The sequence below is a fragment of the Nonomuraea cypriaca genome (genome assembly GCF_015645445.1).
GTDB classification, from domain to species: domain Bacteria; phylum Actinomycetota; class Actinomycetes; order Streptosporangiales; family Streptosporangiaceae; genus Nonomuraea; species Nonomuraea cypriaca.
Genome location: NZ_JADOGI010000050.1, coordinates 1 through 18,345, shown reverse-complemented (window position 1 = coordinate 18,345; position 18,345 = coordinate 1). Strand labels below are relative to the sequence as shown.

Annotated in this window: 15 protein-coding genes and 1 pseudogene; 7 read left to right on the top strand and 9 right to left on the bottom strand. The window is 69.4% G+C overall.

The window, feature by feature from the left end; genetic code table 11:
- The first annotated feature begins 6 nt into the window (after window positions 1–6).
- Together ITP53_RS18440 and ITP53_RS18435 are read left to right on the top strand one after the other, a co-directional pair.
- On the top strand, window positions 7–621 hold the full coding sequence (locus tag ITP53_RS18440) for a hypothetical protein (protein WP_195896643.1): 615 nt from the start codon (window positions 7–9) through the stop codon (window positions 619–621).
- A gap of 16 nt (window positions 622–637) precedes the next feature.
- Window positions 638–1,612, top strand: a complete 975-nt coding sequence (locus ITP53_RS18435) for an aldo/keto reductase (RefSeq protein WP_195896642.1) — start codon at window positions 638–640, stop codon at window positions 1,610–1,612.
- Between the two features lie 95 nt (window positions 1,613–1,707).
- Here ITP53_RS18435 and ITP53_RS18430 read toward each other — a convergent pair whose 3' ends face one another.
- Window positions 1,708–2,706 (bottom strand): NAD(P)-dependent oxidoreductase, encoded by a 999-nt coding sequence (locus ITP53_RS18430; RefSeq protein WP_195896641.1) that lies wholly within the window; start codon window positions 2,704–2,706, stop codon window positions 1,708–1,710.
- 120 nt (window positions 2,707–2,826) lie between these two features.
- Window positions 2,827–4,401 carry an aldehyde dehydrogenase family protein gene (locus ITP53_RS18425; RefSeq protein ID WP_207756101.1) on the bottom strand — a complete coding sequence of 525 codons (1,575 nt, stop codon included), beginning with the start codon at window positions 4,399–4,401 and terminating at the stop codon, window positions 2,827–2,829.
- A gap of 152 nt (window positions 4,402–4,553) precedes the next feature.
- Here ITP53_RS18425 and ITP53_RS18420 point away from each other — a divergent pair, with 152 nt between their 5' ends.
- From ITP53_RS18420 to ITP53_RS18410, 3 genes are all read left to right on the top strand, one after another.
- Complete coding sequence (locus ITP53_RS18420) at window positions 4,554–5,378, top strand: alpha/beta fold hydrolase (RefSeq protein ID WP_195896640.1); 825 nt, start codon at window positions 4,554–4,556, stop codon at window positions 5,376–5,378.
- Entirely contained in the window at window positions 5,368–6,180 is an 813-nt protein-coding gene (locus tag ITP53_RS18415) for a carboxymuconolactone decarboxylase family protein (protein ID WP_195896639.1), read from the top strand. The genes ITP53_RS18420 and ITP53_RS18415 overlap by 11 nt, the downstream gene beginning before the upstream one ends.
- Before the next feature lie 116 nt (window positions 6,181–6,296).
- On the top strand, window positions 6,297–6,557 hold the full coding sequence (locus tag ITP53_RS18410) for a hypothetical protein (protein WP_195896638.1): 261 nt from the start codon (window positions 6,297–6,299) through the stop codon (window positions 6,555–6,557).
- A 143-nt stretch (window positions 6,558–6,700) separates the two neighbouring features.
- On the opposite strand, the gene ITP53_RS18405 is transcribed toward ITP53_RS18410, so the two are convergent.
- The gene (locus ITP53_RS18405; RefSeq protein ID WP_195896637.1) at window positions 6,701–8,209 is read right to left on the bottom strand and encodes a carboxylesterase/lipase family protein; all 1,509 of its coding nucleotides are present in this window, start codon (window positions 8,207–8,209) and stop codon (window positions 6,701–6,703) included.
- Window positions 8,210–8,418: 209 nt separating this feature from the next.
- On the opposite strand from ITP53_RS18405, the gene ITP53_RS18400 reads away from it, so the two are divergent.
- On the top strand, window positions 8,419–11,142 hold the full coding sequence (locus ITP53_RS18400; protein WP_195896636.1) for a helix-turn-helix transcriptional regulator: 2,724 nt from the start codon (window positions 8,419–8,421) through the stop codon (window positions 11,140–11,142).
- A gap of 111 nt (window positions 11,143–11,253) precedes the next feature.
- On the opposite strand, the gene ITP53_RS18395 is transcribed toward ITP53_RS18400, so the two are convergent.
- From ITP53_RS18395 to ITP53_RS18370, 6 genes and pseudogenes are all read right to left on the bottom strand, one after another.
- Window positions 11,254–12,201 carry an MBL fold metallo-hydrolase gene (locus ITP53_RS18395; protein WP_328814937.1) on the bottom strand — a complete coding sequence of 316 codons (948 nt, stop codon included), beginning with the start codon at window positions 12,199–12,201 and terminating at the stop codon, window positions 11,254–11,256.
- A 358-nt stretch (window positions 12,202–12,559) separates the two neighbouring features.
- Window positions 12,560–12,683, bottom strand: a pseudogene (locus tag ITP53_RS18390) (IS5/IS1182 family transposase); the annotation flags it as partial.
- 121 nt (window positions 12,684–12,804) lie between these two features.
- Window positions 12,805–13,068, bottom strand: coding sequence for a hypothetical protein (locus tag ITP53_RS18385; RefSeq protein ID WP_195896635.1), 264 nt, complete (start codon window positions 13,066–13,068; stop codon window positions 12,805–12,807).
- 203 nt (window positions 13,069–13,271) lie between these two features.
- Window positions 13,272–14,228, bottom strand: coding sequence for a helix-turn-helix transcriptional regulator (locus tag ITP53_RS18380; protein WP_195896634.1), 957 nt, complete (start codon window positions 14,226–14,228; stop codon window positions 13,272–13,274).
- Between the two features lie 264 nt (window positions 14,229–14,492).
- Complete coding sequence (locus ITP53_RS18375; protein WP_236050950.1) at window positions 14,493–15,137, bottom strand: M24 family metallopeptidase; 645 nt, start codon at window positions 15,135–15,137, stop codon at window positions 14,493–14,495.
- A gap of 733 nt (window positions 15,138–15,870) precedes the next feature.
- Complete coding sequence (locus ITP53_RS18370) at window positions 15,871–16,863, bottom strand: SDR family NAD(P)-dependent oxidoreductase (RefSeq protein WP_195896632.1); 993 nt, start codon at window positions 16,861–16,863, stop codon at window positions 15,871–15,873.
- 291 nt (window positions 16,864–17,154) lie between these two features.
- Here ITP53_RS18370 and ITP53_RS18365 point away from each other — a divergent pair, with 291 nt between their 5' ends.
- Window positions 17,155–17,994 (top strand): Mu transposase domain-containing protein, encoded by an 840-nt coding sequence (locus ITP53_RS18365; RefSeq protein ID WP_195896631.1) that lies wholly within the window; start codon window positions 17,155–17,157, stop codon window positions 17,992–17,994.
- Window positions 17,995–18,345: the final 351 nt, after the last annotated feature.

Sequence of the window (18,345 nt, the reverse complement as noted above, 5' to 3'; positions counted from 1 at the left end):
CGACGCATGACCAACATCGCTGTTCCGGAGCTGCGGCGCTACGCGCCCGACATGCTCCGCATGGTCGGCATCCCGCTGGGGCAAGCCGACGAGACCGCCGACATGCTGGTCTGGACCGAGGCGGTAACGGGCGGGGCGCTGCGCTTCCTGCAGACCCACCGCGCCCGGCTGAACTGGATCCCGCGCCCCCGGCCGCGGGTGGTCACGGAGAGTCCTGAGAAGGTCGTTGTTGACGTCCGTGGCGGGAGTCTGCTGGAGTTCGGCATCCGCGTCTTCGACTTCGTCTGCGCCGAGACGGTCGCTGCCGGCTCCCGCTGGGTACAGGTACGAAACGTCTACGGCGAGGTGTTCCTGCCCTATCTGATCGCGCGCGCCGCCGAGCGCGGCGTCCACGTCGAGGCTGGCGACGGCCTGGCGATGGCACCCAGCGAGGAGTCCGCCGGGCTCACACTCCAGGCTATGGCCACCGACCCGGCGGGCGCAGTGCTCGCCGACCCGGTTTATCTCGACGCCGTCGACTGCGGCATCGAGATTGCCGACGACGTATTCGACTCCATTATCCAACTCTTCGAGATGCTGCGGGTGCCGACCTCCGAGCGGTCCCGCACGCACGCGGGCTGAAGGTGAAAACGAACTGATGGACTACATACCTCTGGGCGCCACGAACCTGCGAACGTCGCGGATCGCATTCGGCGCGATGGGCATCGGCAGCCCGATCTGGCGATCCTGGGTGCTCGACGAGGGCGCATCGGTGCCGATCATCGAGCGCGCGGTCGAACTCGGCATCACCTTTTTCGACACCTCAAACTTCTACTCCAAGGGCGAGAGCGAACGGGTGCTCGGAGCCACGCTGAAGCGCCTACTCCCACGCGAGGACTACATCCTCGCCACCAAGGTCGGCAATCCCATGGGCACGACGCCGACCACGGGCGGCTACTCGCGCAAGCACATCCTGGCCGCGGTGGACGACTCGCTGCGCCGGCTCGACGTCGACTACATCGACCTGTATCAGACGCACGTATGGCGCGAAGGCACGAACATCGAGGAGACCCTCAGCGCCCTAGACGCTCTTGTCGAGTCGGGCAAGGTACGCTACGTCGGCGCGACCGACATGCCGGTCTGGCAGTTCGCGAAGTTCCTCTACGAGGCCAGGCGGCTGGGCCGGCACGGCTTTGCGACCATGCAGCACCACTACAACCTGGTGTGGCGCGAGCACGAGAGCGAGCTTATCCCGATGTGCCAGGCCGAGGGGATCGGCCTGCTGCCGTACAGCCCGCTGGCGCGCGGGTTTCTCTCGGGTGACCCTCGGGGGCATGACCGCGACACCGAGCGCGGGCGCACCGACGAATACTCCCGCAAGTGGTATGGGCGCGCGAGCGACCAGCGGGTGCTGGAAAGCCTGCGTACCGTCGCGGCGGAGCGCGGCGCCGACCCGGCTGCGGTGTCTGTCGCCTGGGTGCTTGCCAAGTCGCCCACCGGAGCGCCGATCCTCGGCCCGACCTCGGCCGACCAACTCGACGTGGTCGAGCAGGCCCTCTCCATGGACCTCACGCCCGAGGAGATCGCCGTGCTGGAGAGCCCGTACGTGGCCCGCCTGCGCTATGGACACTGACGCAGTTGATTAACAGGTGTTGATGGGCGCAGCACCGGCGCGGCCATGGCACTGACGCGTGGTCCTTGGTCTCGTCCCTGTGGTTCCTTCGGCGGTCACGTCGGTGGGAGCAGGAACTCCACCATGTCGTTGGGGCTGCCCGCGCCGAGGACAGCCCCGATGGCGGTGCCCGCGGCGGTGAAGGCGCCGAGCGCCGACTCTGGGGAGTGCCAGGCCGAATGCGGGGTCAGAATGGTCCTGGGCAGGCGACGTACCGGGTCGTCGGGCGAAGGGGGCTCGCTTTCGAAGACGTCGAGCGCCGCGCCACCGAGTCGGCCCGCCCGCAGCGCGGCGTCGAGGGCCGTGACGTCGACCAGGCCACCGCGGGCACAGTTCACGAGGAAGGATCCGGTGGGCATCAGGGCGAGCGCCTGCGCGTCGAGCAGGTACTGACTCTCCGTCGTGAGAGGCAGGCAGGGCACCACCACGTCGCTGTCGCGAAGCAACGCCGCCAGGCTCGCCGCGACGCGTACTCCTGGCGCATCCGCCGGTGGTGTCCGCGTGTAAACAATGACCTCCATACCCAGGCCGAGCGCGCGATCGGCGACGAAGCGGCCGATCCGCCCGAAACCCACCAGTCCTAGGCGGGTGCCGCGAACCCGCCTGGCCCCGGTACCGCTCGGGGCCCAGGTGCCGTCACGGATCGCGCGGTCGCCGTTCGCCACGCCGCGCAGCAGCGCCAGGGTGAGGGCGATGATGTGGTCGGCCACCTCTTCCGAGCCGTTGCCGACTGCGCGTGCCACAGCGACGCCCCGGCCCCGGGCGGCCTGAAGGTCGACATGGTCGTATCCGGCCGAGGCGGTGCACACCATCCGCAGATCGGGGAGTGCGGCCAGGTCCGCCGCGGTGACGGGAAGGCTCGGGACGATGACCACCGCGTGGACCGAAGGCCCTGCGGGCATCGCGTGCGTCACTGTCACGAGAGGGCGTATGGCCCCCACCGCGGGAGCAACTGCGGCAGTCACGGCGTCGGCCTGCGGCTGCGATGCCCTGGGACCCGCGACGACGATCGTCAGGTCGTCGGTCGCCGCGGGCGGCCTGATGGCACTAGTCATGGGTGCTTACCCGACTGCTGAGCGTGAATGTACGGACGGCTGACGCGAGCGCGCCGGGCAGGCGGCGGGCTCGCGGGAAATTCTGCGGAAAGCGGGTTGGCTTCAGCGCGCTCGCCGCTGTCAAGTCAACTTGGTGAAGACCGACGTGGTCTCCAGGAACAGGTCGAGGCCCTCGGGGCCAAGCTCGCGGCCCCAGCCAGACTCCTTAAAACCACCCGTGGGCATGGTGACGTCGGGCAGGCCGTGCACGTTGATACCAACTCGACCGGCCCTGAGCTGGGACGCGACGCGGTGGGCGGTCTTGACGTCACGGGTCCACACCGACGCGGCCAGGCCGTAAGGGCTGTCGTTGGCGGCCGTGACGGCCTCCTCAATCGTCGTGAAGCGCATGGCCGCAACGACGGGGCCGAAGATCTCCTCGCGCACCGCCCGCATCTCCGGCCGAGCATCGCCAAGCACCGTCGGCTCGACGAAGAAGCCCGGTCCGCCGGAGTGCCCTCCCGCGACCACCGAGGCTCCTTCGGAGATCCCCGACTCGATGTAGCCCATCACCGTCTCACGCTGCCCCTCGGAGATGAGGGGGCCCATCTCCGAGAGCGGGTCGAAGCTGTAGCCCACCTTGAGAGACTCCGCCCGCCGAGCGACGCCCGCAACGACGTCGTCGTACAGGTCTTCGTGGACGAAGAGCCGCGACCCGGCCGTGCACACCTGACCGGCGTTGGAGAAGATCGCAGCGGCCGCCCCGTTCACGGCCTCCTCGACGTCAGCATTGTCGAAGACGAGCACCGGCGACTTGCCGCCGAGTTCGAGGGAGACCTTCTTCAGGTTCCCGGTCGCCGCGTGGACGATTGACCTGCCAACCGACGTCGAGCCGGTGAACGCGACCTTGTCCACCTTGGGGTGCTCGGCCAGGCGCGCGCCAACGACAGCGCCGTCGCCGGTGACGATATTGAGGACCCCGTCGGGCAGGCCGGCCTCCTGCGCGATCTCGCCTAGCATGATGGCGGTGAGCGGCGTCAGCTCCGCTGGCTTAAGCACGCAACTACAGCCGGCCGCCAGCGCGGGCGCGACCTTCCACGTGGCCATGAGCAGGGGCGCGTTCCACGGCGTAATGAGGGCGACGACGCCGACCGGGCTCCGAAGTGTGTACGCGTGCAGGTCCATCCCCGGGCGCTGCAGAGTCAGCGCCCGGCCGGCGACCTTGTCCGCCCAGCCGGCGTAGTAGCGGAAGATCCGGGCGGCCTCGGGCACGGAACCGTTGCGGATGTTTCGGTGCGGACCGCCCTGATTGAGCGCCTCCACCAGGGCTATCTCGTCTGCGCGCGCCTCGAGCAGGTCCGCGATCCGCCACAGGACACGCGCCCGCTCCTCGGGGGGACGGCGGTGCCAGGCCCCGCTGTCGAAGCTCCGCCGGGCCGCATCGACGGCCGCGTCCGTTCGCGCGATCGTGGCCTCGGGGACAACGGCGATGACCTTGCCGGTACCAGGGTCGAGTACTTCGCGTTCTCCATCGGCCTCCACCCACTCGCCATCGATCAACATGCGCCAGTCGCGGCCGGCCCACTCGGGAGAGTGGACCTGGGTGTCGGGGAGTAGTGGCATTCGAGCGTCCCTTCGGGCGAAGTGATGACCGCTGGCCTGACGGCGTGACGGACCGAGCACTAGGCTAGCTATATGTCGGCTGTCTGTCAGCATTTGGGTCCGGGCAATGGCCTCGCCCGAGTGCAACCAGGACTGTCTGCATAGATGCGCTCTGGCGATCATCGGAGCCTAGTGTCGTTGACACCCGAGTGATATGCCCATTAAGTTGCCTGACACCTAGCAGATAGCAGATAGCAGAGTCCCCAATGACATCAGATTTCCCCGGGTTGCCGCCGCTCATCCCCCACCTGCGCCCTCTCACGGCACCGGTCGGCGTCCATTACCGCATCGAAGGGGATCTCACAGCAGGCACCCCGCTGGTCCTTGTCCACGGGGTCGGCAGCGGGCTGGAGTCGTGGGACGAGGTCGTGGCCGACCTGCCGCACGACCGGGCGATCGTCCGCTACGACCTGCGCGGCCACGGCCGCTCACCGGCACCTGACGGTCCATGGAACGTGGACGACTTCGTCAGCGACCATCTGAAACTGCTCGCGCGCCTCGACGTCGCGGCGGCTCACACCGTCGGCTTCTCGCTGGGTGGGCTCATCGTCCAGCGGCTCGCCGCCACCCATCCCGAGGTCGTCAGCAAGCTCGTGGTGATCGGCGCGGTCGCTGGCAGGACCGAGCAGGAGCAGGCCGCCGTGCTGGAACGGTTGGCGATGGTCGAGGCCGAGGGGCCGGGCGGCGCCGCCCGCGAGAGCGTGGAACGCTGGTACAGCAAGGACTACCTCGCGGCGCACCCCGGAGTGGGCGAGGAGATCATCGCTCGGATGGAGCGGCTCGACCGCGCGGCCTACACCCACGCGTACCGGGTGCTGGCCACCACGGATCTGGCGGACGACCTAGGGTGCATCCGCGCGCCGTTGCTGGCGATGACCGGCGAGTTCGACGCGGGGTCGCCGCCGCGCATGTCTCATCTGATGGCCGACCGGACAGACGGTCGGCTGGTGGTGTTGCCACAGGCGCGACACACCGTCCTCCAAGAATGCCCTCAATTGATCGCGAAGGAGATCGCCGCGCATGTCCGCTGAGACGTTGTCCGAGAACAACATGCACGATGAAGGTATGAAGGTGCGCCGGGAGGTGCTCGGTTCCGAATATGTCGACAACGCGACCTCCCATGCCGATGACATGACGGTCGAGTTCCAGCGGTTCATGACGGGCTACTGCTGGGGGGAGATCTGGACTGACGAGCGGCTCGACCGGGCTCAGCACAGCCTCATTGTGCTGGGCATCACCGCCGCCCTCGGGAAGACGCGGGAGTTCGAGGCGCATTCACGTGGCGCGCTGCGTAACGGGCTCACGCCTGACCAGCTCACGGCGGTGATCCGGCAGGTCGCTGTCTACGCGGGTGTGCCGGCCGCCGTGTCGATGCTCCCCAGCGTCCGGGCCGCGATCGCCGCCCACGAGCGTGTCATCAAGGCGGAGGGTAAGGACGTCACACGTACGACACCGCAGAAGACAGAAATTCTGCTTGCCGGCGTCTCGGTGTCTCCTGATGAGCTGAGCCAACTCACCGTCGATACCATCGGGCCGCGAGCCGACCCATCAGATGGACAGCCGGTCGAGAGTGGTCGGCGCATCTCGGATGACGGGCGCACGAGGGTCGGGGTGTGGGAGTGCACCCCCGGGCGTTTTCCAGTCGCACGCGACGGGAGCCACTCGTTCATGTACATACTGTCGGGCAACGCAACGGTGCGGGGCTCGAGGGGAGACATCCACGAGCTCCGCCCTGGGGCCGTGCTGGTCGAGCCCGATGGTTGGAGCGGTGAATGGGAGATCCGCGAGACGATTCGCAAGGTCTACGTGATCACCCGTACGAACCCGTTCTAAACTCGGCCCTTCACTGAGGGCTGTCTTGTCCGTACAAATAGCGCACGATGCCAGGGAGCTGCGATGATCGCCGGCCAGCTGGGCTGCCCAGCTGGCCCTTGAGCGATCGCTCAAATGTGATTGAGCAACTGCTCAAGTATATTAAGCGTCCGCTCAAACGAGAGCGATCGTTCTCCAACCAACACCAGGTCAGGGTGGTGGCGCATTTTTCGGCACCCACAGGCATGAAGGGCACCCCGACCCTCTTCCTCCAAATGGGCGACAGGCAGTGGGCCGAGATCATGTTCAGCCCGGTGTACGCCGAGGAGTTCCCCGGCGCCGAGGCCGTCAGCGCAGAGCTGAAGAAGATCGGGGAAGGGCTCACCTCCACCATGTGATGCCGCATCGGCCACCGGCCGACCTTTGAGCCGGCACCTCGCCGCTCCTGCTTCACCCGCGCCGAGCGCGCAACCCCGCATTGAGGGTCGACCACGACAGGTGATGGCCTCCGGTGGTTCGGGTGGAAGGTGGGATCGGGGGTTCAGAGCCAGGTCCAGAGCTCCTCGCCGTGCGGGTCGTCCACCAGGCTCCATTCGCCGTCGATGCGCATGGTGGCCCGGCGGCCGGTGTCATAGCGGTCCCAGCCGGGCTCGCCGGTCGTGGCGAAGGACACCCAGGCCGCGTGCATCCGGGCGGCCAGGTCCGCCGGCGGCTCGTCCGGTCCGAGCAGGGCCTCGGGACCGCGCAGCCGCTGCAGCCCGGTGACGTCGAAGACGAACGGCAACTCCACAGCGTGGGTAGCGCCTAGCTCGCCGCCCAGGGCGTTCGAGCGCCACGCGAACGAGTAGCGGTAAGTGGCGGCGGTCGTGCGCCCCGCGTGCACGGTGTGTTCCGCGTGTGCGTCGGCCAGCCGCCGGCTGCCTACGCCGAACAGGGCGTCGCCCATGATGGCCGAGCGCAGTTCCCCGAAGGACGCTTGCGGCCTGGCCTTGCGGTAGATCTCGACGAGGCGGGCCGGGTCCGGGTGGGAGCGGGCTGCGGCGGCGTCCACGTCCGACGCCGTCGAGGTGGACAGGTTCCCGAACGGCGCCAGGTAGAGGTTGCCCTCCTCCGTGTTGGTCCCCACGAGCAGGTCCACGCCCGCGCCGCGGCCAGCGGCGACGGCCTCCGCTGGTTGCGTGTCGAGCACGATACTGAAGGAGCTGAGGCCGATGAGCGGGTCGGTGTTTGTCTCGGTTCGCAGGTCGATGCCCGACAGTTCGGACATGACCTCGACGAGCCGCTGGTCGGGGATGCCGGCGAAGGCGTCGGCGTGCGGCTGGACGCCCAGGGCGCGGGCCGCGGCGCGGGTCACGTGGGCGGCTTGTTCGGGTGTGAAGGCGCCCAGGCCGCTGCCGCTTTGCACGATCGCGCGCTGGAACAGTTGCTCGGTCTCGGGCGCGGCCAGCACGCCGCCGACGATCGTGGCGCCCGCGGACTGGCCGAACAACGTGACGCGGGCGAGGTCGCCGCCGAACGCGATGATGTTGGCCCGTACCCAGCGCAGGGCGGCGATGACGTCGAGCAGGCCCCGGTTGTCGGGCGCGCCGGGCAGGTGGAGGAAGCCCGGGATGCCCAGCCGGTAGTTGAGCGTCACGAGGACGACCCCGTCGCGGGCGAAGGCGGCGCCGTCGTAGATCTCGGACCGGGTGGATCCGGCCACGAACCCGCCGCCGTGGACGAACACCATCACGGGCAGCCGCGCGCCGCCGGTTCCCGGCGTCCACACGTTGACGGTCAGGAAGTCCTCGCCGGGGATCCAGCCCGGTCCGAAGTACGGGGTCATGGCCACGCTGCCAAGCCTGCGTTCGGCCTGCGGCGCGGTCGGGCCCGGTGCGGTGGCGTCCCGTACGCCGTCCCAAGGGGCGTGCGGCCGTGGGGCGGCGAATCGGGCGGCGCCCACCGGGGGAGCGGCGTACGGGATGTTCAGGAATACCGTCGTCCCGTCGCGGCGCAGGCCGCGCACGGCGCCCTGCGTGGTGACGACGATGTCGTCCGCATGGTGGTTCATCGGGCGTCCTTCGAGATCTCGGCGTGCGGCGCGAACGGTGAGAGTCGCCGCCCGTCCATCGTGCGCCGCCGCCCCGGGCGAGCGGTATGCGACAGGTGACTGCATCTACCACCCGGCACACGTCGATAGGGTGACAAGACGGTGGCACGGACCTGCGACGACGCTGCGCCACGGCTGACGAGTACAGCTGATTTCTGGATGGAGGGCCCATGGACGAGCGGGCGCCGCGCGACCCGATCATCGGGCGGAACGCCGAGATCGAGCGGCTCTCTACCCTCGTGGCGGACGAGTCCGGCGGCGGCCGCGTCCTGCTCCTGTCTGGAGCCGCAGGGACGGGCAAGAGCACCCTGCTGGACGACGCGGCCCGCTGCGCCGAGGCGGCAGGCAACCGGGTGCTGCGCGCGACCGGCCGCGAGTCTGAGAGGGATCTGGCCTTCGCGGGACTCCACCAGCTCCTGCGGCCGGTGCTGCGCGAGGCGGTCGACCTACCCGACAGGCAGCGCCTGGCCCTGCTGGGGGCCTTCGGCTTCGTGTCCGACGCCCCCGATCCCCTGCTGACAGGTGTCGCGGTCCTGACCCTGCTGTCCCAGGTGGCCGAACGGGCGCCCCTCGTGGTCGTGCTCGACGACGCCCAGTGGATCGACTCCGCCTCCGCCTCCGTACTTGCCTTCGCCGCCCGGCGGCTGGACGCCGACCCGGTCGCCGTGCTGGCCGCCGTACGCGACGGCGATCCCGGCTTCGACCGGGAATTCCCGACGCTCACGCTGGGCCCGCTGGACGACGCGGCGTCCCGACGGCTGCTTGACCTGCGCTCGCCCGGCCTGGCGGGCAGGATCAGGGAACGCGTGCTCGACCAGGCCGCGGGGAACCCACTGGCCCTGCTCGAACTGGCCCAGGCGGCCCACGCCCATCCCCACGCCGACGATCACGGTCCGCTGCCGGTCGGCGAGCGCCTGGAGGGCATCTACGCCGCCAGGCTGGCGGAACTGCCGGAAGCCGGCCGGCGCGCCCTGCTGCTGCTGGCCGCCGCCGACGTGGAGGATCCCCCGGACGCCGTCCTGGCGCTGCTGCCCGACGCCGACGACAAAGCCTGGCCCGCCGTCGAAGAGTCCCGGCTGGTCCGCCGAGCAGGCCGGCACCTACGGTTCCGCCACCCGCTGATCCGCTCCGCGGTCTACCACGCTGCGCCGTTCGACGCCCGCATCGAGGCCCACCGCGCGCTGGCCGACGCCCTGCGCGACGAACTGGACCGCCGCGCCTGGCATCTCGCCGCCGCGACCCTCTACCCGGACGCCGATGTGTCGGTGGCCCTGGAGCAGACGGCCGGCAGGGCACGCAGGCGAGGCGGTTACGCGGCGGCGACCAAGGCGCTGGCCCGCGCGGCGGAGCTGCGTCCCGGACGCGATGACAGCGCTCGGCTGCTGGCGGACGCGGCCGGTCTGGCCGTCTTCACCGGGGACCTGTCCTGGGTGGAGGAACTGGCCGGCCGGGCCCGCGCCCGTACCGACGACCCCGCCGTGCTGGCCGCCGCCTCACTGCACGTCGGCCGCCTGGCCGCGCTGACCAGGCAGCACGCCACCGTTTTCGCCGACCTGGCCGCGATCGCCGACGACCTGGCCGCCACGCATCCGGCCACCGCGCTGGACGCGCTTGCCGCCGCCGCCGTGCTGCGCTTCTACTCGGGCGAGGAGTTCCAGCGGCGGGAGATCGACCGGATCCTGCCGCGTCTGCCCGCGGGACCGCTGCGAGACTGGGTGCGAATCGTGTCGGACCCGTTCGGCGGCGGCCGCGAGCTCGCGCCCCGGCTGCCGGACCTGATCGCCGCGACCAGGGGCCGCCCCGGACAGATGACCGCACTGGCCATCGCGGCCTGGGTGCTGGACGAGACCCCGCTGGCCGTCCGCACGTTCGACGAGGCCGTACGGTCGTGGCGCACCGCGGGCCCGTTCCCCGACGGGCTGGGCGGCGTCGTCGCGCTGGCCTACTTCGAGTACGGCCACTGGGGGCAGGCCCGGGAGGTCTGCGCCCAACTCGCCGCGCTGCCCGTGGCGGCGAGCCTCGACCACGCCGTCGCGTGCGCCCACGCCATCGACGCGATGGTCGCGGCTTCCCAAGGTGACGCGGCGGGTGCTCGCGCGCTCGCCGACGAGGCGCTGCGCCTGGTGGACCAGTTGGAGAGCCGATCGGTTGCCGTGTACGCGCACCGCGCCCTGGCCGCCGCCGCCATGGTCGGAGGCGACTACGAGGCGGCCTACGAGCACGCGCGGATGGTGTTCGACCCCAACGGCGACCCCGCCCACTACCACGCCTCCTACCCGGCGCTGCCGGAACTCGCCGAGTCCGCCGGGCGCAGCGGCCACCGCGCCGACGCGATCGAGATCGTCGAGCGCTCGGCCCGTACTCTCGCCCGCGGCGGCTCGCTCCGCCTGCGGGCCCTGGTCCACCGCAGCCGCGCGCTGCTGGCCGAACCCGGCCACGCCGAGCCCGGCTTCGTGGCCGCCCTGGCCGACCCCGCGCTGGAACGCTGGCCCTTCGAACGCGCGCAGGCGCTGCTGGAGTACGCGGAATGGCTGCGCCGCCGACGCCGGATCGCCGAGGCGCGGCCGTTCCTCAGCGCGGCGTACGACACCTTCCGCCGCCTGGGCGCCCGGCCGTGGACGGAACGCGCGCAGGCCGAACTGCGGGCGGCCGGTCTGGACGTCGACACGCCCGACCCCGGCGTTTTCGCCGGGCTCTCCCCGCAACAGCAGCAGATCGTCCGGCTCGCCGCCCGCGGGCTGACCAACCGCGAGATCGGCGAGAAGCTCTTCCTCTCCCCACGCACAGTCAGCTCACACCTCTACCGCAGCTTCCCCAAACTAGGCGTCACCGCGCGCTCCCAACTGCGCGACCTCATCGAGGGAACCCGCACAACGGCCCGCCATCGGGAGTGACGGCACGCCCCGTCGGAGAAGCAGTCACCTGACGCATACCGCGCGGCCTCCCGACCCGCCAGTCTGGCCGCAGAAGCGAGGAAGCAGCGACCCTCGCTCTGGGCGTCGTGATCAGGTCAGGGAGAAGGGCGCCCAGTTGGTGAGTTCGAAGCCGGAACCACGCCGGCGCAGCTCGAAGGCGCCGTGGCCGGGCAGGTGGGCCGGCAGCACGAGGGCGTTGTTGTCGGCCGCGTGGGCGAACATCCGCGCACGGCTGGCGCGGGCACTGTCCTCGTCCTCCTCGAAGCAGCTGTTGATGTGCGGCTCGTGAACCTGGATCGCGCCGTGCAGCAGGTCACCGGCGAAGATGGCGCGGTCGCCCGCGGACTCCAGGTGGATGATCGACGCGCCGGGGGTGTGCCCGGGGGTCAGTTCCAGGCGGAGGTTGGAGTCGATGGTGTACGACTCGTCCCAGACCTTCACCAGACCGGCCTCGATGACCGGGTCGATGCTGTCCTCGTAGACGTTCTGGTTGCCCCGCCCGAACACCGTGTTGTGGAGGTTCTCGGGCTTCCAGTACTCGAAGTCGCGCTGCGGCATGAGGTAAGTGGCGTTGGGGAAGGTGGGCACCCAGTCCCTGCCCTCCAGCCGGGTGTTCCAGCCGACGTGGTCGTCGTGGAGATGGGTGTTGATGACGATGTCGACGTCCTTGGGCCGCACGCCGACGGCGGCGAGATTCGCCAGGTAGTCGGTGTTCAGGTAGGACCAGATCGGCTGCAGCGGGCGGTACTTGTCGTTGCCCGCGCCCGTGTCGATAAGGATGATCCGGCCCTCGCTGCGCAGCACCCAGGACTGGGTGGCGACGCGGGTGAGGTCGCTCTCCGGCTCCCAGTGGTGGGGCGCCAGCAGCTCGGTGTGGCGCTGCCACTCCTCGGGGTTGCTGTTGGGGAAGAAGACGTCCGTCGTCATCGGCGTCGTGTCGGAGTACTCCATGACGCGGTGGATCTGCACATCACCGAGCTCGATGGTGCTGACCGTCGGCGTTCCGGCGCCGTCCGGCTGCGCGCTCTGCCTGTTCACGGATTCATGGGAGGAAAGGGTAGACATGGTTCTCCTTCGAAGGTGTCGGACGCTTCCCAGCTTGGAATCGAGCGCGGTCTCGGCGGTATCGGACACCTGACTGCACTTGCCTGCGGGGGCTGTGAGGTGAGGGGCAAGGGGGTCAGCGCGAACCGCGGGTCCGGAGCGTGATCAGCAGGTTAGAGTCGCTCGCCCCGGGTGACGCTCGCCGCTCTGCGCCGGGATCCGCGCGACCAATGGCCCGAAGGGCAGGGCGAAGCAGGAGGAGCAGGAGCCGAGGAGCCACAGAGGCGTGGCGAGGGGGCAGTGACCTGCGGCGCCGGCGGTAGCGGCGCGAGCTGTCGGCAGACGAAGTCGTGCCCCGGGACCGGCCGAGTGTCTCGCCCTGCCAGGGCCCCTTTTCGGGCCACGGCCGCATGCTGGTGAGCTCGCGCGGTCGTGGAGTCGACACAGACCAAAGACCAGTCGACCTGGCCGACGGCCATCCGCGACCAAGGCGTGGAGATCAACCTTGGCCTGCTGGTACGTCTCTCGGCTGCGCGCCCGGAGATCGCGTCTGACTACCTGACCAAGCTGGCGGCGCCCGGCTTGCGGGAGCGGGAGTCAGCAGACGACGATGCCAGGCCGGCAGCGTCGCCGGGATAACCAGCCGATGAGCGCGCAGCACCGCCGGCAGCCCTGGGCTAACGCCGCCGGGACGGCTCGATCGGCCCAGTCCGGCTTCGGGCGTCCGACCTGGCGCCGTAGCACTGCCACTTCGTGACGCAGCACCATGATTTCCACGTTCTTCGACACCTGGCTACGGCCCAGCAACATCAGCCAGCCGAACACCCGCAGCGTGATGAGATGGAGCAGGCGGACAAGCACAAGACGCGATCTTGCCTGCGGGGACGGAGCCCGTCAAGCCGCAGGCCAGCGCCATCGTGGATGCGTTTTGACGCGGTACAGGCACTCCACCGGTCGCGGCACGGTTCACCTGCTGGCGGCCACCCCGCCTGATCGCCGAGCGGGTCAGGGCGCGGCCCGCGGTCGGCGGCGGGCTGGGGCATACCTGTGATCAGCACCGGCTGTTACTCGACCAAGCCGCTGGCGGCTGACCGGCTGCCGGAGGCAGGTGGCTGACTCGGCAAGATCCTGCTGTCGTTCAGCCGGCCTCGCGTTCGGCCGCCTGGCGCCGCCGCCACTTCACTCTGGAAGTTCTGCGTCCCGATGACCCGCAACAAGTCGAGCTTCTCTCGCGCGTCGGTGCCCTCCGTCGGGAAGAACGCGATCACCCTGAGGTCTTCTTCCGGTGTGAGCAGCACTTCGCAGGTCAGGTGCAGCACTCCTGCTTCCGGGTGCAGGAGCCGTTTGCGGTCGAAACGACGGACACCGACCTCGTGCCGTTCCCACGACGCGCGGAACTCCGCGCTGCGTTCGCGCAGCCCCTGCACCAGTTCCACGACGTCGTTGTCACCGGCACGGCGCGAGTACGTCGCTCGCAGATCGTTCACGTGGGCAGCCGAATGCCGCGGCCAGTCCTCTTCCGGGATCCGGGCGCGCGACGCCGGGTCGGTGAACCAGCGCCACGCGAGATTCCGCGCACGGCCGTCGGCGTGGTGGTCCTGACGGCCCAGCACGATGTCGGCGAGGGCGTTCTGCCACAGCACCTCTCCCAGATCGGTGCAGATACCGGCCGGAACGTCGGTGAGCCGGTCGACCAGGCTGATCAGCCCTGGGCGGATGTGTCGGCCGGCCCTGCGGGCAGGGGGCGTCAGCCCCGCCAGGTGGAAGAGGTGGTCGCGCTCGTCCAGGTCGCAGCGGAGCGCCCGCGCCAGAGAGGCCACGATCGGCTCGGAGGGATTCGCGCCACGGCACTGCTCCAGCCGGGCATAGTAGTCACTCGACATCCCGGCCAGCTGCGCCACCTCGTCTCGCCGCAGACCAGGCGTGCGGCGCCGCACACCATCGGGCAGGCCGACATCGGACGGACGCAGCAGCTCCCGGCGGCGACGGAGAAAATCGGCAAGCCCAGCGCGATCGATCATGTCCACCACTATCGACCACGCCACACCGGTTAACCAGGGACGACTTGTCCCTGGTTGAGCTGGGCCCACTGCCAAGCGCCATCGGACGAAGCTGGTGTTGCTCGGCACGGCGGGTGGACCGGCACGGCACGACGGTGGCGGTTCCGCGCTGCCGCCGATGGTCGCGCAGGACAACCCGTCACCGGATACCCAGGAGGTGGTCGACCTGCTGGTGCGGGCTTTCGCCACCGACTTCAACGACCTGAACGGCGCCGCACCGGTCGTTCAGGAACAGTCGTCCCGGATGGCCGGCGCGGCTGGGTGGCCGTTATCGTCACGCTCAGGACCGTGGGGCCGCGGACTACTCCGCCGCAGGCCTCGCCGTCCCGTCGCGCGCAGGATCTGCGCCGTGTACGGGCTGAGTTCGATCGGCTCGTCCTCGCCGACGATCACCGTGCCGCCGATGTGGACCATGTGGCGCGCGAAGGCATAGTTGGGCTCGAAGACGAAGGTCATCCCGGGCTCGAGCTCCAGGTCGGCAAGGAACGTCCGGCCGTCAGGCACGGGCAGGTAGACCTCGGCGCCGGGAAGCCGGCCGATGTCGGTGGAGATGCCGCCCAGCGCGAGGCCCGGGTTGAGCGAATGTACCGCGATGCTGAACACCGAACCGTCGGCCGCCTCGATCGGCTTGTACATCGCGTCGGCGAGCTCACCGAACGTCCGGCCTGGGCGCAACGCTTCCAGGCCGGCGGCGTAGGCCGCGCGAACGACGTCGCCGGCGCGCTGGAAATCCTCGTGCACCTCACCGATCGCCATCGTGACCTGGTGTTGGGTGTGGCGCCCGCCGAAGTTGCAGAACACTTCGGCGTAGATGACGTCGCCGTCCCGCAGGGTGCGGGGAGCCTGGGGGCGGTAGCCCCACTGCGGCATGCCCAAGGCGCGTCAGGACCCGACCAGAAGTGCATCGCTGAGGTAATCGTTCCTCGCCGATACCCCTCGGACATGCCCGCCGCGTACACCTCGCTCTCAGGAACGCCGGGAGCGGCGGTCTCGACCATGGCTCGCACCATGGCGTCGCCGATGCGCGCCGAGTGGCGCGCGATGGCGATCTCGTCCGGACTCAGCCGGCTCACGAGCCGGCCCAGGGCCAGGTCGGCCGACGTGAACTCAGCCTCGGGGAACCGCTCCAGAACTTTGCTCCAGAGCTGGAAGGGCGCGATGCCTTCTGGGTGCCACGGCAGGTGAGGGCCCAGACCGACAACGCCGATCGCGCCCTTCGCCAGCCCGAGCTCGTCGAGCGTCTCGGCGATCGCGCCGGAGTGGCGAAAACCGCGAAGGTTCTGGGGCGGAATCCACATGGTGTCGCCTCGGCGGGAGGACTCCAGGTGATCCATGATGAACATCGGGGCGGGAAACAGCGAGATCGGTTCGCCGGTTCGCGGAAAGATGATCGTCGTCCCTGGCCGGCCGTTGGTGAACCAGGTGTCGTAGGCGACCGGCGCCGGGCCGGCGTCCTCATGCTCACCGAAGACGAGCAGCGCGTCGAGACCTTCGCGCTCCATGAACGCGCACGCCACGTCCCATCGGCGGTCACGCTCAGCCATCGAGAAAGTCGGTACTGCCGTCTCACTCATGTCGTTCTCGTTGGGGCTCAGCCGCGCGGTCACGTGGATGCCGTGGACGTGGACCGAGCGGTCAGCTCCACGCTGTCGTTCCACAGCTCGTCGGCGCGTGCGGTGTCGTAGGACTCCTCCGACGAGGGGATGGCCTCGCGCTGGTGGAAGTACTTGCCCGTGGTGTCGGCCAGCTCGGGAGCGGTCGCGAGCCAGGCGAGCGAGCCGCCTGACACCTCGATGGTGTAGACCTTCTTCGTCACGAACCGGCGCAGCAACGGCTTCGCGCGTGGCAGAACGTGCTTGGCGGCGAATCGGACCGGGGCGGCGTGATTGCGCTGCAGGTTGGTTCCCACGACGATGCCGGGGTCGTAGGCGTTGGCGGTGACACCGGCGGGCAGGCGCCGGGCCAAGGCGTAGGTGAAGTAGACATTGGCCAGCTTCGACGTGGCATAGCGGCGCTGACCGAAGGCGAAGGGCAGGTCGGAGGCGGCGGCGGGTCCGAGTTCGCCGCGGGCCAGAGCGGGCACGCTGTTCCACGCGGGACCCGGCATGGACGGGTGTTCCGCCGGGTCGTGGACGCCACTGGCCACCACGACCACCCGGGCGGGCGCCTTGAGGACCGGCAGCAGCTCTTTGACGAGCAGGAAGTGACCGAGGTGGTTGACGCCGAATGTGGACTCGAAGCCGTCGGCGGTCTTGCTCACGGTGGTCCCGGGCTGCTGTCCCGCGTTGCACACCGCGGCGTACAGCGGGGGGAGTCCGCCCGAGGTCAGCCGGCCGGTCAATTCTGCGGTGAACGTGCGGACCGAGGCGAGGGACGCGAGGTCCAGTGACATCGCCTCGACCCTGTTGGCCGCACTCGCAGCACCGGCCAGCCGGCTGACTGCCTCCTGCGCACGGTCCGCGTCGCGCGAGGTCACGACAACGTGCCACGGCCCGTCGAGCGAACGGAGGATCGCGGCGGCGCATCCGTGACCGATGCCGTTGCTTCCCCCTGTGATGACGATCGTCCGGGCCTTGCCAGTGGGTGGATATGACATTCGGAAGCTCCTGATTCGTCGTGGTCAGATGGCGGAGTCAAAGGACATCGTCAGCGGCTTCTGAACGGTTAGCCAGGCACAGCCTGTCCTCGGCTGAGCTGGTCCGGCTTGAACGCCACCGCTCCGTGACGGCAGCCATGAGAAGCTAATTCCTGGTGGGCGGCCACGGTGTTCCTGATCGCTGCCCTTTCCGATTGAGACCTCCCCGTCCGGTTTGCTGATGTTTGCACGCATGAGCAACCGGCCGGAGAGAAGCGGCGCACGTATCGGCCGTGGATCCCCGAGCCGGGGATGTGGCTGCAGTTCGACTGGGGTGAGGGCCCGCGCATCGGCGGTCGCCGGACGTGGTTGTTCTGCGCGTGGCTGTCGTGGTCGCAGTTTCGGGTGGTGATCCCGGTCTGGGACTGCACTTTAGGCACCCTGGTTGCCTGCCTGGACACCACGCTGCGGCGGATCGGCGGGGCCCCGACGTATGTGCTGAGCGACAACGCCAAAACGGTCACGATCGAGCATGTCGCCGGGATCGCGGTGCGTCATCCGCAGATCGTCGCCGCCGGGCGGCATTACGGCTGCCAGGTGCATTCCTGCGTGCCTTACGATCCCGAATCCAAGGGCGGGGCGGAGGCCACCGTGCGAATCGCCAAGGCCCTCGTGCCGACCGAGGCGAACCTGCGCGAGCAGTACGCCAGCTTCGCCGAGCAGGCCGATGCCTGCCGCCTGTGGTGCGATCACGTCAACACCCGCCGCCACCGCGCGACCGGGCAGATCCCGCAAGATCGCCTCGATATCGAACGCACCACGCTGCATGTCCTGCCCGCCGAGCCGCTGGCGCTCGCGCTGGGCGAGGAACGGGTGGTCCGCGACGACCGCACCATCAGCTTCGGCTCGGTGCGTTACTCAACCCCGCCCGGCTATGTCGGCGCCCGCATCTGGGCCCGGGTGGTCGGTGAGGAACTGTCCATCACCGCGCGCACCGCCTCGGGTGACCTCGCGGAGATTTGGCGGCACCGCCTGTCCACCCCGGGCGACCCACAGATCCTGGCTGAGCACTTGTACCGCGTCAAAACTCGCACATATGGTCTGATCTGGGGTTTTGCCGATCGAGCTAAGCGGCTCGGCGGTACTCGTTAATCGCTCCTCCAAGTATCTCGTGGCGTTCGATCCGGCCTTCCATGGACACCACCACCTGTTGGTCTTGATCAGGTGGTCGTTGGCTGCGCGCCTGGTGCGGTCGGTGGCCGTTGTAGCTGCGCCATGAGGCGCTCTGTTGTATCCCCGGTTCAGCCGGGAGGGACTCGGAGGGAGGTTCCTGGGCCTGATGGCTTACCTGGATCCGAAAGGTGAAGGGGACAAGAGCATGCCAGGAAATCGGCGGTCGTGTTCAGGTGTCAGAAGCGGCGCGTCGAGGGGCCCGTGTGATATGGCGAAAGCTTGATTGCCTGAACCCTAATCTCCAGACGACGAAAGGGCACGTCCGCCGGA